General features: G+C 49.5%; 19 protein-coding genes. 5 read left to right on the top strand and 14 right to left on the bottom strand.

Translation table 11 applies throughout. The features are described from left to right. Nucleotide 1 precedes the first annotated feature (1 nt). The 12 genes from HMPREF1144_RS13365 to HMPREF1144_RS13415 form a co-directional block, all read right to left on the bottom strand. Nucleotides 2–754, bottom strand: coding sequence for a phage minor tail protein L (locus HMPREF1144_RS13365; RefSeq protein WP_009652968.1), 753 nt, complete (start codon nucleotides 752–754; stop codon nucleotides 2–4). Continuing rightward, a complete protein-coding gene (locus HMPREF1144_RS13370; RefSeq protein ID WP_025107966.1) occupies nucleotides 751–1,098 on the bottom strand; it encodes a phage tail protein in 348 nt (115 codons plus the stop codon). Before HMPREF1144_RS13370 ends, HMPREF1144_RS13365 begins: the two co-directional genes overlap by 4 nt. 22 nt (nucleotides 1,099–1,120) lie before the next feature. Further along, complete coding sequence (locus tag HMPREF1144_RS13375) at nucleotides 1,121–2,230, bottom strand: phage tail tape measure protein (protein ID WP_009652987.1); 1,110 nt, start codon at nucleotides 2,228–2,230, stop codon at nucleotides 1,121–1,123. Nucleotides 2,231–2,314: 84 nt separating this feature from the next. Next, entirely contained in the window at nucleotides 2,315–2,626 is a 312-nt protein-coding gene (locus tag HMPREF1144_RS13380; protein WP_316420963.1) for a DUF1799 domain-containing protein, read from the bottom strand. Beyond that, on the bottom strand, nucleotides 2,623–2,934 hold the full coding sequence (locus tag HMPREF1144_RS13385) for a phage tail assembly chaperone (protein WP_009652990.1): 312 nt from the start codon (nucleotides 2,932–2,934) through the stop codon (nucleotides 2,623–2,625). Before HMPREF1144_RS13385 ends, HMPREF1144_RS13380 begins: the two co-directional genes overlap by 4 nt. Before the next feature lie 72 nt (nucleotides 2,935–3,006). Next, the gene (locus HMPREF1144_RS13390) at nucleotides 3,007–3,669 is read right to left on the bottom strand and encodes a phage tail protein (RefSeq protein WP_004850342.1); all 663 of its coding nucleotides are present in this window, start codon (nucleotides 3,667–3,669) and stop codon (nucleotides 3,007–3,009) included. 119 nt (nucleotides 3,670–3,788) lie between these two features. Next, nucleotides 3,789–4,208 (bottom strand): hypothetical protein, encoded by a 420-nt coding sequence (locus tag HMPREF1144_RS13395; protein WP_009653056.1) that lies wholly within the window; start codon nucleotides 4,206–4,208, stop codon nucleotides 3,789–3,791. Between the two features lie 55 nt (nucleotides 4,209–4,263). Next, nucleotides 4,264–4,806, bottom strand: coding sequence for a glycoside hydrolase family 108 protein (locus HMPREF1144_RS13400; protein WP_009652998.1), 543 nt, complete (start codon nucleotides 4,804–4,806; stop codon nucleotides 4,264–4,266). Between the two features lie 7 nt (nucleotides 4,807–4,813). Further along, on the bottom strand, nucleotides 4,814–5,086 hold the full coding sequence (locus HMPREF1144_RS31465; RefSeq protein ID WP_032749344.1) for a phage holin family protein: 273 nt from the start codon (nucleotides 5,084–5,086) through the stop codon (nucleotides 4,814–4,816). After that, entirely contained in the window at nucleotides 5,076–5,468 is a 393-nt protein-coding gene (locus HMPREF1144_RS13405; protein ID WP_009653048.1) for a phage holin family protein, read from the bottom strand. The genes HMPREF1144_RS31465 and HMPREF1144_RS13405 overlap by 11 nt, the downstream gene beginning before the upstream one ends. A gap of 76 nt (nucleotides 5,469–5,544) precedes the next feature. Beyond that, nucleotides 5,545–5,907, bottom strand: coding sequence for a hypothetical protein (locus tag HMPREF1144_RS13410; RefSeq protein ID WP_009652995.1), 363 nt, complete (start codon nucleotides 5,905–5,907; stop codon nucleotides 5,545–5,547). Between the two features lie 460 nt (nucleotides 5,908–6,367). Continuing rightward, nucleotides 6,368–7,069 (bottom strand): helix-turn-helix transcriptional regulator, encoded by a 702-nt coding sequence (locus tag HMPREF1144_RS13415; RefSeq protein ID WP_046877232.1) that lies wholly within the window; start codon nucleotides 7,067–7,069, stop codon nucleotides 6,368–6,370. A gap of 480 nt (nucleotides 7,070–7,549) precedes the next feature. On the opposite strand from HMPREF1144_RS13415, the gene nifJ reads away from it, so the two are divergent. From nifJ to HMPREF1144_RS13440, 5 genes are all read left to right on the top strand, one after another. Beyond that, complete coding sequence (gene nifJ / locus HMPREF1144_RS13420; RefSeq protein WP_009652970.1) at nucleotides 7,550–11,077, top strand: pyruvate:ferredoxin (flavodoxin) oxidoreductase; 3,528 nt, start codon at nucleotides 7,550–7,552, stop codon at nucleotides 11,075–11,077. 356 nt (nucleotides 11,078–11,433) lie between these two features. Beyond that, nucleotides 11,434–12,540 (top strand): porin OmpC, encoded by a 1,107-nt coding sequence (ompC, locus tag HMPREF1144_RS13425; protein WP_009652979.1) that lies wholly within the window; start codon nucleotides 11,434–11,436, stop codon nucleotides 12,538–12,540. A gap of 152 nt (nucleotides 12,541–12,692) precedes the next feature. After that, nucleotides 12,693–12,905: a KTSC domain-containing protein gene (locus HMPREF1144_RS13430; RefSeq protein WP_004850325.1), complete on the top strand. Its 213-nt coding sequence runs from the start codon at nucleotides 12,693–12,695 to the stop codon at nucleotides 12,903–12,905. 82 nt (nucleotides 12,906–12,987) lie between these two features. Then, on the top strand, nucleotides 12,988–13,422 hold the full coding sequence (uspF, locus tag HMPREF1144_RS13435; RefSeq protein WP_004850323.1) for a universal stress protein UspF: 435 nt from the start codon (nucleotides 12,988–12,990) through the stop codon (nucleotides 13,420–13,422). Between the two features lie 189 nt (nucleotides 13,423–13,611). After that, nucleotides 13,612–13,902, top strand: a complete 291-nt coding sequence (locus tag HMPREF1144_RS13440) for a Bor family protein (protein ID WP_004850321.1) — start codon at nucleotides 13,612–13,614, stop codon at nucleotides 13,900–13,902. A 399-nt stretch (nucleotides 13,903–14,301) separates the two neighbouring features. On the opposite strand, the gene HMPREF1144_RS13445 is transcribed toward HMPREF1144_RS13440, so the two are convergent. After that, complete coding sequence (locus HMPREF1144_RS13445) at nucleotides 14,302–15,240, bottom strand: omptin family outer membrane protease (RefSeq protein ID WP_042927700.1); 939 nt, start codon at nucleotides 15,238–15,240, stop codon at nucleotides 14,302–14,304. 264 nt (nucleotides 15,241–15,504) lie between these two features. Further along, complete coding sequence (locus HMPREF1144_RS33290) at nucleotides 15,505–15,849, bottom strand: hypothetical protein (protein WP_009653032.1); 345 nt, start codon at nucleotides 15,847–15,849, stop codon at nucleotides 15,505–15,507. Nucleotides 15,850–16,001: the final 152 nt, after the last annotated feature.

Raw genomic sequence — 16,001 nt, forward strand, 5'->3', positions numbered from 1 at the left:
GTTAACTCCGAATTAAAGACGTACCGGGAAAACCACCAAAAGGCAGCTCATTGTCTTCACCAAAGCGTAATTTACAGGCCGACAAAGTGCCGTTACAAACATCCAGCGCCGGATCGGTAACAGGTGTATTATTGTTATCAAAATATCGCTGGCCTGTATAATCACAACCATCGCCGCTGCGGTATTTATTCCTGATACACCAGGTACAGATAGAATGCAGCTGACGCGTTGGGATCATTATTCCTTGCAAATCCATTGGACTGGCAAGAGTGAACTCAATCGCTTCATTGGTCTCCTCACTTTTGGCATCAATAAAGAAGACTTTTCGTTTTTCCTGCGTGGGGTCGGCTCTCGCATTACCTTCAGGGAAATTACGTGCGTCGAGATATTTTGCCAGCGTATCGTGAATGGTGACTTTCGCCTGAACCAGGTCATCGTAATACAAGCACAGCGCGGTAATCGAAGCATCAATATTTGCCACCTTCAGCGATGGTTGCGCATCCCGACCGCTGGTAGAAGATTCAATCCCGTCAATAATACAAGGCCATGGCATATATTCATTGCCCTGCCACCAAATGGATTTTGCAGGCAAACGCGTTTCGTCCCCTCCAGCAGCCCGGATTTCAGCTTCGCTATGGGCGATACTGTGCCCGTGGAAATATAAGACATCATCCATGCCAAAGACGCTGCCATCAATTTCCAGTAAACGTATTTCACTCCCGGGTTCAAGTTTTTGATAATCAGCTGTAATCATGGTGCATATGCCTGGTTAAATGTGGCGGTTACCGTCATTATCTGACTCGATAATGGCGAAAGTTTTAGTGAATCGGCGCTAACACGATAAAGCCCGGATTCCCCCGCAGGAGTATCCCAGATAAACGACTTCGTTACATGACGCCGCATAAATTCAAGCACGGCTAATATCTCTTCCTTTTCTCCGGTCAAGGTCACTGGCCAGCTTTGTTTTTCAAAATGTAGACCATCGCCGACGATCTGCTGATATCCGTCGCCAAAACGAGCCTCGCGAACGGTGAAATTAAAATCCCCCTGCAAACCCGCTTGTATTTGCGTTCGCCAGGTAAAGGTTTCTATTGCCATATCTTCTCCGGGAATCAAAAAATTAACGTGCGTGGTTTGCATTCCAGATAAGGCCACCAGGCCTCAATTCATTTGCCACGCCAGCGCGAACGGAACGGTCTATCGTCTGCTGCCAGGCACGATTTAACGCGCCGTTATTGTCGGCCGCCTGCGGTTCTGAGCCCTGATTCTGAATAAGTACTGAGGTCTGAATGGTCAGTGGCCCTGCGCCTGAAGAACCCAGTCCCTGCATTGATGCCGTTCCCACATAGCCGCCGCCCGCATACCCCTGCGCACCGCGCATCATGGCGTAAAGGTTGCCAATCCCTATCGCCGAGGTCGCCTCTTTGGTAAAAACAAATTCGCCGCCATGAACAATCCCTCTCGGCTCATATTTACCCCCGTCTCCGGTATAGCCGCCATCGGAGTGGCCCGTGAAAACTTTACCGATGGATGCTACCCAGCCAATGCCAGAATTCGACATCGCGTTAAAGGAAGCCTGCATGGCTTTTACCAACAATAATTGGCTAAGCATCTTCAGCGTCCCTTTCAGAAAGGTCATCAGGAAATCACTAAAATTCGCCTTTCCTGTGGTTATATATTCCACCAGCGAGTTTCCCATTGAGCTAAAAGCGTCTTTAGCTAAATCCTTAAGCTTGCCATGAACGTTTTCTCCATCCTTAAGAAATTTATCCCACGCCTCTTTAGCTCCTGCCATTAAACCGCCGAGCCAATCGCTCTTCCCCCCTTTTTCCGTATCATCGTTAGAACGCTCTTCCATATTTGCGCCTGGGCGAAAAACTTTTGGTGTATTACCCAGTTCTTCTTTTGGAGGGCTACCCATTCCTGCCAGTGAATCCCAGTAACTTTTAGAGCCTGACGTTATATTGTAGGTCTCATCCTCAGATTTCTTTACCATATCCTGAAGTATGGGCCCCATTCTGGCTGGAGGAAGGGGTAACGTCTGCATTAACCTTTTCAGGCCATCCGTATGCTTTTTCTGGATATCTGTTGCGGCACGAAAAGTCTTATTAAACTCTTCACTTTTACGGCTAGCGACAGTTACTTTCTGTTGATATTTATCCAGAAGCTGATTGCTTTTTTCCAGTTCACTGTTATTCATGCGCAGTGTCATTGTTGTATCACCCGCCATTGATTATCTCCTGAAAGAATAAACCAACTACTTATCTGGTTTACATTGATTAATAATGTGAACATACTTCTGCTAAAACCCAGGCTAGTTCTGTAGTTTATTCAGGATATTCAAGGCCACCCGTTCCATTACCTGAATATCGTTTATTGCGGTTACCTCATCAGCTATATCATAAACCTTCATGAGCCATGCGAGGACACTGTAGTCCAGCCCGATAACCCCTCCTGGACTGGTGCGCCACTGCGTGCTGGCCGCGCGAAAGACCACAAACGCAGGCCAGATATCGGGCCAGACGTTGATGACAACATCGTCATAGTCTTCGGCTGTCAGACCGAATGCGCTTAGCTCATCCGCTGATGGTTCAGGCGTATAGAATGCAGAGGCAACCGCAATCAGTTTTTTTCGCGATTTCCCGTCAGCTCCTGATAATAAGTAGCCATTATTGCTTTAACGGCCCCCGGATAGTTATCTACCAGCACGCCTATATTTTCTCGCGTACAGGGTTCAGATAATGCCCAGCCGTCGACGATCTCCAGTAAGAAATCACAGACCGTTTTTTCGTCAATATCTTCCAGCTCTGCCAGTTCTTTTATTGGCCGATGCTTAAACGTAAAATTCAGCACTCCGTCTTCTTCACCGGCACGAGGAATAGCAACATCAGTTTTAAATACAGGGTTAGGTTGTAATTTGAAAATAGCGCTCATAAATACCCTTAAAAAAGGCTCCCGCAGGAGCCCAGTTGAATTTAATTTATGTTCCACAGATAAGGAGAACGATTAATCTTCCGATTTGTAGAAAGTAATATCCCGAGAGTGAATGGAGAACGCGACTTGTACGGTTTCAACGCTATTCACCGCGGTCACTGGTTGCGGATCAAATGACGGAACGCCAGACCAATAGCGATACTCCTTCGCATTAGGCACAAACATGCGTAGCGGTAACACCTGGCCGTAGCGATCCGCCATGCCCAATACTTTATAGATCGGTAAAGAAGCATCATGCGCTAAGGTAAAGGTTTGGTTTTTAGCCGCCTTAAAGGTGCCAATATTACGCTGGCGATCGTCTGCCAGAAACTGTACCTGTGCATACTGCTGCTCACCACCCGACTGTGCGACTTCCGTAATCTGTGGAATCTCAGTCCACTCCGTGATTTTCTGTAATTTCCCGCCACCGGCATGAGCCGGGAAAAAATTCCGGTCGCTGGAGTTAATGACCGAAATGGTTACGCTATTTGTTGTTTGTGCGGTGATTCTGGCAACTAAACCATCGATTACACCCCAACCCGAAGAAATCAGCACGACATCATCAACCTTAAGGTTATGATTTTCAGCAACGGTAAATACCGCACCTTCAGCATTGGAAACCGTACTCACAGATACGGGAGAACCAAGACCGGAACCAACAAAAACGGTTGAGCCATTAGGCAGAGCAAAACCCATAATAATATCTCCATTATTGATATTTAAATATTTGAATGCATTTTATCAATGCGAATAGCTTGTTTAATTATGACTTATTGTTGCGCCATAGTGATTACGCTTTAACACCACATCACTTTTCAGGAATTTGTGTGGCTGCCGTTCTGTAATACGCTATCAGGGATACGTTTTGCCACCGGCTCATTTTCAAAAATTTTCATACCATACTGGCCGATCCAGGTTGCATTTTGGTTAACATTACTCAAAATAAAATCCATAACTTCAATCATTAACTCTTCAATGAGAGCCGCAGAATTATCACGCCACCAGGTTTCGATAGCGGCGAGAAGAGAGTCGGAGCCATTAGCAATAAACTGCTCGCCAATACTATAACGTTTCGCTTTATTTTCATCAGTAATACAGTGCAACTTACTGATTTGTAAAATTTCCGCTGATGGCCCCATGGTTTGAACGGTGAGCGTTGCGACCTTACTACCAGTTTCCTCAGCAATGGCAGATGAGTAAAACATTGAGAGGGTTAAATCATTAGATGTATACATATTCACTTTCTCCAGATTTCAGTTACTGAACGAATTAAATTAATAAAACAGAAAATTACATAGCTATCCGAACCCTTAACCAACCATATATAAATGATTTATTAGCCTCACTTTTTTCTGCTAACTCCAGATAATACTGCCCCTGGCTACAGTTTAATGCCCGGAGCAGTACAAGCTCCCCTTCACTGCCTCTTCGAATAACATAATGGCTCAAGGCATTTAAGGTTCTGGGGCCAATAACACCATCGGTTATAAGATCCGGATAAAGTACCCCACGATGATTAAAAGCGTTTAACCAGCGTTGAAGCCACTTACCCGGCAGAACAGGCCCCATATTGACCCCGGCGTCACACAGTTTTTCAGCGATCGCGGTAGATATTTCAGCAACATGATCGAACCGGGGCGCAATCCAGTAGTCAGCGTTGAGAATATCCAGCGCCTGTTGGCGCGTCAGTTTTTGCATATCGCCATCATAACCATGAGCCCGTGCGGTGACTTGAGTAATCCCCCAGTTTGTCGGACCTCCTTTATCATCAGGATGATTTACATAACCGCCCTCCTTTTCCAGAATGGCATTAAAAATCTCATCTTTATTCATTTATTCCTCATTTATCGATTAAATGCGCAATATTCCCCCTCACCAGGAACACGGCAATAAAGACAAAAAAATTCACGGTAACAACCAACCAGTGGGTCGATGTATACAAGCCGAAGAGATAACGAAACGGTATGCTGGCATATGTGATTACCAGCAAATAAGCCGTGTACGATATCCATGGTCGATACCTCCTGTACCGGGCGCGCCGATAAAACATTAAGGTTAGGGTGATCAAAGCGCAGAGAACGGCATTAAGCAGCGCGGGAAGTTCATTTCCCATTCGGGCGCCCACTATTGTTGCGGGTTAGTATTTTGTAGAGGTCGGTTAGTTCTTGATTATTCAGAAACGTGAGTATCTTAATAATCAGCGCGGATATCAGCACGGCGCCTAACGCGTCTAAAGGTCGTTCATTGTATCCGGTCCAGATAGCCAGCTTCGTACCAATTAACCCGGAGCCCAAAACGCCGACAATAAAAGAAGTCATAAAATAGGCAGCGAGTCTAAAACGCGTGATATTAACCGCCGTCGCAACATAAAATACCGCGCCGGCAAAAGCCCCAAAAACAACGCCATAATCAATACCTGTCACCAGGCCAAACATACCAGCGCCCATTAATCCACCAGCAACAATTATCGACGTACCGGAAACAGGATCGGACATATACCCTCCCTTCTTTCACTATGAGTTATGATGGTAAATAACGAAGCGCAGGGTCATTTTTCCTGGCACTAAGACGTTACCTCGCCGTTACTTTCTTTCTTTTTTGCAAACCAAGCGCATAAATTGCCCTCTGGAAGAGCCAGGTTCCTGGGTGCGCATACTGGTGTGAAAATTCTTGCTGATAAATGATGGTCGCTCGCTCAATTTGCCGTTTATATTCCTCGCGCTGCCAAAAAATATCCTGTGCCACAAATTTAATCGGCAATGCGTCCTCAATACATTCAGGCGTATGGTGCTTCCCTTTTGCCTGAATCTGAGCGCGGGACGGAGTGGGCCGGTGGATAAAATCTGAACTGAGCGTTTGCGGATTTTGTAAGTGGGAACGCTGCGCGCGACGTCGGCCCGCAGCGGAGCCATTAAACGCGGTTTTACGGGACATTGCGGTCTCCTTTAATGGGCTTTGGCGGAATGCCTTCGGCAATCGGATCCTTGCCAATGGCTTCACCCCAAAGCGCACTGCGCCATGGCGCTGGCTTTTCAGCCACGTAGATTCAGTTATGAATCGTTGTATTTCATCATCCGGATAGTGCTGCCTATCAAGCTGATGACAAAAGAATACCTCAGGGTTATTTAAAAATAAATACCCATAGGTATAGTTTATGAAAAAAACAAATTAACAGGTTGAAAATATTGAAAATATTTTTGAAAAATAGTGGCCTGACGCGTAAAAACAGCTGAAAAGGTCCGAGGCGGGTAGTGTTGAACAGCGTGTCACTGGATTGGGGTGCGAAGCCGCAGGTATGCCCGGCGTACAGGTGGCATACCCGGGTAATGCTTATGGCTGAGATCGGGGTTTATGACAGAAACAGGATGGCGAAGCTGCGCGGCAATGAACGCCTTTAAACAAAGCGTTTAACGCTGTGGCTATAAATCACGCGACCAATGATCTTCAGATACTGTTCATGGCTTTCGCCAATCGTCCAGTCCGCATATTTGCTGTTATCCGAGTGAACGAGCAGCCCATCCGCCGTGAACTGAAGACGTTTCACCAGCACCGCGCCTTTAAAAGAAAAGACATAAATGCCGTCACCTTCAAAGTAGTCTTTCGAGACATCGACAAAAATGTAGTCACCGGTCTCAATGGTGCCGGACATGCTATCGCCGGAGACCGTGATCACCTTGATATGTTCTGCGGGCCGGTTACCAAAAAGCCGCAGCGCGCCGGCAGAGTCATAGGTGATGCTATTCACCGTTTCATCAACCTCACTGGAGACAATGCAGCCCGGCCCTGCGCTGGCCTGGGCATCCAGAACCTCAATGACATATGGCATCTGCGGCGAATCCTCTACCGGTTCTCGCTCGATATCAATATTCCCGGTGATACCGTCCATCCATCCGCGGGGCAGATTGAACGAAGATTCAATAAGTTCGACCATCTCGTCAGCTATCCTTTTCTTTTGCTTTTTGCCTTCGGGGTAGAGCATCCTTGAGACGTAAGAAGGCTCCCGTCCAAGGGTTCGGGCCACATCAACAGCCTTACCGCCGCATAAATTATCACGGATATAGAGCAAGCGCTGTCGTCTGATTTCGTATTTATCCATCGCAATGATTCTAACGCCATTTACCATCAGGTATCTAAAATATAGCAAAACTCGAATAAATTACCTACAGGTAATTAAGGCAGTGTTGTCGGTCAGGAGGCTTTGACTGGCGGAATTCGCCACACTGCTACTTATGGAAAAATGACGCCACTGATTTTGGTGTAGGGTGTCGTTCATACGTAGGCACCTATGTAATACCTTGAATTAATTTATCTGAACTATGGATTTTGTCGCTACTGGAGATCAAAAAATCATGTTCCTCTGGGGTCTATACTTAAAAAGTGATTCACAAACCCGGTCACCCTGCCCGTAGCGATGCAGGTAACGCAACCCCGTTACCAGGCAGGTGAGATACGAACTTATCCGCTACCGGTGGAATCGCGCCGATAGCGTTTTCGCAGAAGAGCTCAGCGAGTGCTCAGCGTATATCAATGGGCATAAAAACTTTTTTATCAAAAATTTAGCAATGTGAGTATTGATATGATCACTATCGACGGTAATGGCGCGGTTGCTTCAGTCGCGTTTCGCACCAGTGAAGTTATCGCCATCTACCCGATCACGCCCAGCTCCACGATGGCAGAGCAGGCGGACGCCTGGGCGGGCAACGGGCTGAAAAACGTCTGGGGCGATGCCCCCCGCGTTGTTGAAATGCAGTCGGAAGCCGGGGCAATCGGCGCCGTACACGGCGCGCTGCAAACCGGCGCCCTTTCGACCTCTTTTACTTCATCGCAGGGTTTACTGCTGATGATCCCGACGCTGTACAAACTGGCCGGCCAGCTGATGCCGTTTGTTCTGCACGTCGCCGCCCGCACCGTGGCAACCCATGCGCTCTCCATATTCGGCGATCACTCAGACGTCATGGCCGTGCGTCAGACCGGCTGCGCGATGCTCTGCGCCAGCAGCGTCCAGGAAGCCCAGGATTTTGCGCTGATTTCGCATATCGCCACGCTGCAAAGCCGGGTGCCATTTATTCATTTCTTTGATGGTTTCCGCACCTCGCACGAAATCAACAAAATCGCCCCGCTGGCGGACGATACCCTTCTCAGCCTGCTGCCGCAGGATAAAATCGATGAACATCGCCAGCGCGCCCTGAACCCCGAACATCCGGTAATCCGCGGCACCTCAGCGAATCCGGATACCTATTTCCAGTCACGTGAAGCGACTAACCCGTGGTACGACGCGGTTTACGCGCACGTTGAAACGGCGATGAACGATTTTGCCGCCGCCACCGGGCGTCAGTACAAACCGTTTGAGTTCTACGGCCATCCGCAGGCCGAGCGCGTTATCGTGATTATGGGCTCCGCAATCGGCACCTGTGAGGAAGTGGTTGATGAACTGCTGAGCCGCGGTGAAAAAGTCGGTGTACTGAAAGTTCGTCTTTACCGCCCCTTCTCCGCTGCCCACCTGCTGGAAGCGCTGCCGGTAAGCGCCCGCGCCGTAGCGGTGCTTGACCGCACCAAGGAACCGGGCGCCCAGGCTGAGCCGCTGTATCTCGACGTGATGACCGCGCTGGCGGAAGCCTTCAACCGCGGCGAGCGAGAAACCCTGCCGCGTACCATTGGCGGTCGCTACGGTCTCTCTTCAAAAGAGTTCGGGCCGGAGTGCGTCCTGGCGATATTCAACGAACTGAGCGCCGCTAAACCCAAGCCGCGCTTTACCGTCGGCATCTACGATGACGTCACCAATCTTTCGCTGCCGCTGGTAGAAAACACGCTGCCGTCAGAGGCGAAGCTGGAAGCTCTGTTTTACGGGCTCGGCAGCGACGGTAGCGTCTCGGCCACCAAAAACAATATCAAGATTATCGGTAACTCGACGCCGTGGTTCTCGCAGGGCTATTTCGTCTATGATTCGAAAAAGGCCGGCGGCCTGACGGTTTCCCATCTGCGCGTTAGCGAGAAGCCGATTCGTTCTTCCTATCTGATTTCGCAGGCCGATTTCGTCGGCTGCCACCAGCTGCAGTTTATCGACAAGTATCAGATGGTTGAACGCCTGAAGCCCGGCGGTATTTTCCTGCTCAACACGCCTTACGGCGCCGAAGAGGTCTGGTCGCGCCTGCCGCAGGAAGTCCAGGCCACGCTGAATCAGAAAAAAGCGCGGTTTTATATCGTTAACGCGGCAAAAATCGCCCGCGAGTGTAGCCTTGGAGCGCGTATCAACACCGTCATGCAGATGGCCTTTTTCCATCTGACGCAGATCCTGCCGGGCGATAGCGCGCTGGCGGAGCTGCAGGGGGCGATTGCTAAAAGCTACAGCAGCAAAGGTCAGGAGCTGGTCGAACGCAACTGGCAGGCGCTGGCCCTGGCCCGCGAGTCGCTGGCGGAAGTGCCGCTGCAGCAGGTCGATGCCAACAGCCCGAACCGTCCGCCGGTCGTCTCCGACGCCGCGCCGGATTTCGTCAAAACCGTGACCGCCGCCATGCTGGCCGGGCTCGGCGATGCGCTTCCGGTCTCCGCCCTGCCGCCGGACGGTACCTGGCCGATGGGCACCACTCGCTGGGAAAAACGCAATATCGCCGAAGAGATCCCTATCTGGAAGGAAGAACTTTGCACCCAATGTAACCACTGCGTGGCCGCCTGCCCGCACTCGGCAATCCGCGCGAAAGTGGTCTCCCCGGACGCGATGGAAAATGCCCCGGCCAGCCTGCATTCTCTGGACGTTAAATCCCGCGATATGCGCGGCCAGAAGTACGTTCTGCAGGTCGCGCCTGAAGATTGCACCGGCTGTAATCTCTGCGTCGAGGTTTGTCCGGCCAAAGACAGGCAGAACCCGGAGATCAAGGCCATCAATATGATGTCGCGCCTTGAACACGTTGAAGAAGAGAAAGTGAATTATGACTACTTCCTCAATCTGCCGGAAATGGACCGCAGCAAACTGGAACGTATCGATATCCGTACCTCGCAGCTGATCAGCCCGCTGTTCGAATACTCAGGCGCCTGCTCCGGCTGCGGCGAAACGCCGTATATCAAGCTGCTGACTCAGCTCTACGGCGACCGAATGCTGATTGCCAACGCCACCGGCTGTTCCTCGATTTACGGCGGCAACCTGCCTTCCACGCCATACACTACCGATGCCAACGGCCGTGGGCCGGCGTGGGCTAACTCGCTGTTCGAGGATAACGCCGAGTTTGGTCTCGGTTTCCGCCTCACCGTCGATCAGCACCGTCAGCGCGTAATGCGTCTGCTGTCGCAGTTCGCCGATAAACTTCCGCCCGCGCTTAACGACGCGCTGCACGCGGAAGCAACGCCTGAGGTACGCCGCGGACAGGTGGCCGAGCTGCGTAAGGTTCTGGCAAATGAAGCCGACGCGAAAGAGCTGCTAACCGACGCCGACGCGCTGGTCGAGAAATCGATCTGGCTAATCGGTGGCGATGGCTGGGCCTACGATATCGGCTTCGGCGGTCTTGACCACGTGCTGAGCCTGAGCGAAAACGTCAATATTCTGGTGCTCGATACCCAATGCTATTCCAACACCGGCGGCCAGGCATCAAAAGCCACCCCGCTGGGGGCGGTCACCAAGTTTGGCGAACACGGTAAGCGCAAGGCGCGCAAAGACCTCGGCGTCAGCATGATGATGTACGGCCACGTTTACGTCGCGCAGATTTCCCTTGGCGCGCAGCTGAACCAGACGGTAAAAGCGATTCAGGAAGCGGAAGCGTATCCGGGCCCGTCGCTGATTATTGCCTACAGCCCTTGCGAAGAACACGGTTACGATCTGGCGCTGAGCCACGATCAGATGCGTCAGCTGACTGCGACCGGATTCTGGCCGCTGTATCGCTTTGACCCGCGTCGCGCCGATGAAGGTAAACTTCCGCTGGCGCTGGACTCCCGTCCGCCGTCAGACGCGCTGGCAGAAACGCTCCTGAACGAGCAGCGCTTCCGCCGCCTTAACGCGCAGCAGCCGGAAGTCGCGGAACAGCTGTGGAAGGATGCGACGGCGGATTTACAAAAACGCTATGACTTCCTTGCCCAGCTGGCCGGTAAGGTGGAAAAACCGGCAACCGAAAGCTAATTACTGCCGTTTTTTTAGCCGCCCATAAAAAAAGCCCGAATATTCATTCGGGCTTGTCATTTTACCGCTCAATAAAAACCATTCTCAGGAACGGAGGGCAGCATAAATTCTTAGATGACAATAAAAGGCATATAACGGGTGAATAATATGATATTAAAATCACCGTGTATAATTTTTATTTTGTATGTATTTCACAAAAGCATTCATTATAATTATCACTATTTCGGTTGAATTATTTATTTTAGATTTTACTCATATCGTAACAATTGATATTTACCATATCTTAATTTGCTCATTTAGCATGAGTTCACTTCCCAGGAGGAAGCTAAAACAAAAACCGTTAAAGGATTGTCTAAATGAAAAGAAAAGTACTGGCCCTCGTTATTCCGGCATTGTTAGCTGCTGGCGCTGCTCACTCTGCTGAAATTTATAATAAAGACGGAAATAAACTGGACCTCTATGGCAAGGTAGATGGTCTGCATTATTTCTCCGATGATTCATCTAAAGATGGCGATCAATCCTACGTCCGTCTTGGCTTCAAAGGCGAAACTCAAATTAACGATCAGCTGACCGGCTACGGTCAGTGGGAATATAACGTTCAGGCGAACAACACCGAAGGCGCTGACAACCAGTCCTGGACCCGTCTGGCGTTTGCAGGTCTGAAATTCGCTAACTACGGTTCATTCGACTATGGCCGTAACTACGGCGTACTGTACGACGTAGAAGGCTGGACCGATATGCTGCCAGAGTTCGGCGGCGACTCCTACACCCAGGCCGATAACTTTATGACCGGCCGCGCTAACGGCGTAGCGACCTACCGTAACAATGACTTCTTCGGTCTGGTTAACGGCCTGAACTTCGCCCTGCAGTATCAGGGTAAAAATGAAAACGCCGGCAGCGGCGAAGGCACCAACAACGGCGATCGCAGCGTACGTAACGCCAACGGCGACGGTTTTGGTCTGTCAACTTCTTATGATTTCGGTATGGGTATCAGCGCTGCCGCCGCCTACACCTCTTCTGACCGTACCAACGATCAGATGACCCGAACTACCGCACAGGGCGATAAAGCGGAAGCCTGGACTACCGGCCTGAAATATGATGCCAACAATATTTACCTGGCGACCATGTATTCCGAAACCCGCAACATGACGCCATACGGTAACGGCAACGGCGTCGCCAATAAAACCCAGAACTTTGAAGTGACTGCGCAGTATCAGTTCGACTTTGGTCTGCGTCCGGCGGTCTCTTTCCTGATGTCTAAAGGTAAAGATTTAAGCAAAACCGACGGCGACAAAGATCTGGTTAAATATGCTGACATTGGTGCGACTTATTACTTCAACCGTAATATGTCCACCTACGTTGATTACAAAATCAACCTGCTGGACGAAGACGATAGCTTCTATTCCAACAACGGCATCTCTACCGATGACGTGGTTGCTTTAGGCCTGGTTTACCAGTTCTAATGTCCGGCCCGCTGGCAACGGCGGGCTTTCTCTTCCCCTCCCGGCCATCGACTGGATTCAAAGCAAAACAATATATCAATTGCTTTAAAATAATCGACCGATGAATGTTATATTGCTACCAGGAACCGCCGTAGCCGTAGAGGACGCCCGCCATGCACCATCATCCCGTGAAATCATCCCGTATCCATTCCATCGCCTACGATGAGTCCTCCGGTATTCTTGAAATTCGTTTTCGCGATAACAAAACCCTACAGTATCTCGGCGTCCCGCCGCGCATTTTCCGCGACTTTCTCCAGGTGGTTTCTAAAGGCCGTTTTTACGACGGCGTGATCAAAGGAAAATTTACTGAACGCCGCCGTGCCTGATGGCGAAAGTGTGATTGCGCTCAATGTACAATAATCAACTGGATGGCCTACACTTTAAGTGGTTACTTAAACAGGAGGTTTTATGAACAGAATGATTCTTGTGCCCATCGATATTTCCGATACAGAATTAACCGATCGCGTTATCAAGCATGTTGAAGCTGAAGCCAGAATCGATGATGCCGAGGTGCATTTCCTGACCGTCATTCCCTCCCTTCCCTATTACGCTTCGCTGGGAATGGCTTACACCGCAGAGCTGCCGGCGATGGATGACCTCAAAGCCGAATCGGAATCACGGCTGAAAGAGATTGTGAAAAAGTTTACTATTCCCGAAGACCGTATCCATTTGCACGTTTCGGAAGGCTCGCCAAAAGATAAAATCCTTGCTATGGCGAAGTCTCTCCCCGCGGATCTGGTGATTATCTCTTCGCACCGTCCCGATATCACCACCTACCTGCTGGGCTCTAACGCCGCCGCCGTTGTACGCCATGCGGAATGTTCGGTGCTGGTCGTGCGGTAAACCTACTCTGCCCGCCGCTGTGCGGGCTTTTTTTCCCGCAATCTGAGCACTGGGCCGTACCCGCAGCATCGCAGATAGGGGAATCATTTACCTGGTACTATAAAAATTAGTACGTTGTGTCTTTTTCATTTTGCTGTATAAAACCTTTGCCCGAACATGGGTATGTTTTACAACAATTATAGGGATGAAATGAAAAAGTTAATTATGGTAGTTTTCGCCGCAGCCGCTATTTCTGGTTGCGCCCAGCAGAGCTTCTCGGTAAATCCTGGCGTCACCGTTCAACCTCAGCAGATCACCACTCACCACTTCTTTGTCAGCGGCATTGGTCAGTCGAAGCAAATTGATGCTGCCAAAGTCTGCGGCGGCGCCGACAAAGTAGTCCGTACCGAAGTGCAGCAGACTTTTGTCAACGGCCTGCTGGGTTTTGTCACCCTGGGTATTTATACTCCGCGTGAAGCGCGCGTCTATTGCGCTAAATAATTGCCGGCGGCAGGCATCATCATTGCCTGCCCATTTCCCTTTCGGTTCAATCGCCTTCTCTTCGCCCGGACAAACTCATCTTTTCGCGCCCCTACCTGAAGGTTACCTGATGCATTCGTGAATCGTATCTTTGTTCGTAGCGGATTTTGCGCCACAGGTAGAGCATAAGAGGAGATAAATGAAATGCCGGCACACGAGGATAAGCGCCTTGCATTTACCTTCGGTTTTTAGCAATTCCTTGGCGATCCCTTTGTGCTTGCCACAATCCATCCTCTGAAGCATTCGGGTGATATGGCCGTGGATAATGGAGTGCCCTCAGAGCGGGAGACACTCCATACTGATTATCGCGCGCTCCGGGATTAGCGAGTTTTGCTTGCTATATCCACGAGCGGTAATGATTTAGAATCGATATTGAAGTCCGGCTGTGATGGTATAGTTTTTATTTGCAATGCCGGCAGCATCTCCTCCAATTGAAGCTGATTCACCGCTATAGGTATCAATAATCTGAGTGCCTCCCTTACCCTCTTCATATTTACTATAGGTGAATTCAGTAAAAACTTTGGCATGAGGCGTGATGTAATACCCGGCATCAACCGATGTACCATAATAACGCGAATTAGTTGATTTCTCGCGAAAGGTCAACTCACGCATATAGTGTTCGTCGTTATCATGAGCTCTGACCCAATCACTGAATTTAAACAAGGCATTAAACTCAAAGTCATTGATACGATATTGACCCGCGAGACCGATATAGGGCATTGAGAATCTCTGGCTGTATCCTATCCCACGCTCACCGGTCGGAAAATTGCCAGTCGTCGCACCGTTATCATAATTGTAAGAACCTCCGGTAGCCGTCCAGCTGAAACGCGTTTCCTGATAACCCGCAATTACGCCCGCTTTATAATTGTCGTCCTGGAAAAGCCAGCCCTGCACGCTGAGATCGTATTCATTGGCATAATTGACATTGGTGCTGGGATGAGATGAATGATCTGTCCAACCGGACTGGTTATCGTTCATCCAGTCATAGTCATCCATATGTCCTGAGCCTGAAGCCAACGACGTCCAGCCTCGGGCGTTCAGCGTCAAAAAGGAGTAGGCATCCCATGAGATATCACCTTTCACAATGGCGACATTCTTTATTTTCCAGTCAAGTTGACTGACCTTTCGCCCCGTTTCCGCGTCATAAACTCTCTCCTGTGATTTCCCACTCAGCATCCCTGCAGACGTCGATACAGTAAAACTTTCCGCAGAAAAATTTGGGCTTAGCTGCATTGACTCGGCATAAGCTGATCCTGAAAGAGTCGCTATCATCATTACTGCAACGGTACTTTTTTTCATTTTTATTCCCATAATCAAAGTTAATCCATAAGTTGCAGTGAAAGTTTAAATCTCATAAAAATATCAGGCAACTGTCAATTTTTGTAATTGCCTTATTCATAATCCGAGAAATAAGAATGTGGACTGGATAAGCGCTTCGTTTTGCAAGGAAAAACCCCATTGAGCAGGCACATATTCAGATTATTATCAGGAAAAAATCTAACTGCTCTGGCGTTGTAGGGAATCAGTCTGCATCAGGTTATTTTTACTCAAACTTTACCGCTGTTATTCACCTGCGCCAAATACCTTCGCTGTGTAATTATCAGGATGCAAATAATTATATCGCGATCCTGGCGGATTATGGCAAAAGCAGGAACAAGGCCCCTGCTTAAAAAAAATCGAGGCACCTTGCCAACGCTTTTTGATTATCGCGAACAATAAATTCTCGCACCCTTTTACCAGATACACTCCATCACCGGGCGTGTGACGCTGGCGAGCCTGAAAACGACGTTTGTCTTTCTGCCCGGAAGGGGGATTGAGACCAAAACTCGCCGCACTATCGTTAGCAGATGGAAAGCCGCCGTAAAACGCGCTGGCATTCGTCGTCGGAATCCGTACCATACGCGACATACTTTTGCCTGCTGGCTGCTATAAGCCGGTGCTAACCATTGTTAACCAGATAGGGCATGAAAACGCAATAAATGGTGTTCAAAGTCGACAGTACAGGGATGGATGAAATGAACGGCGATTGGCTATCAATGCCTGACGCCAGGCTTGCACCG

This window comes from Klebsiella sp. OBRC7 (assembly GCF_000293135.1).
GTDB lineage: Bacteria > Pseudomonadota > Gammaproteobacteria > Enterobacterales > Enterobacteriaceae > Klebsiella > Klebsiella michiganensis.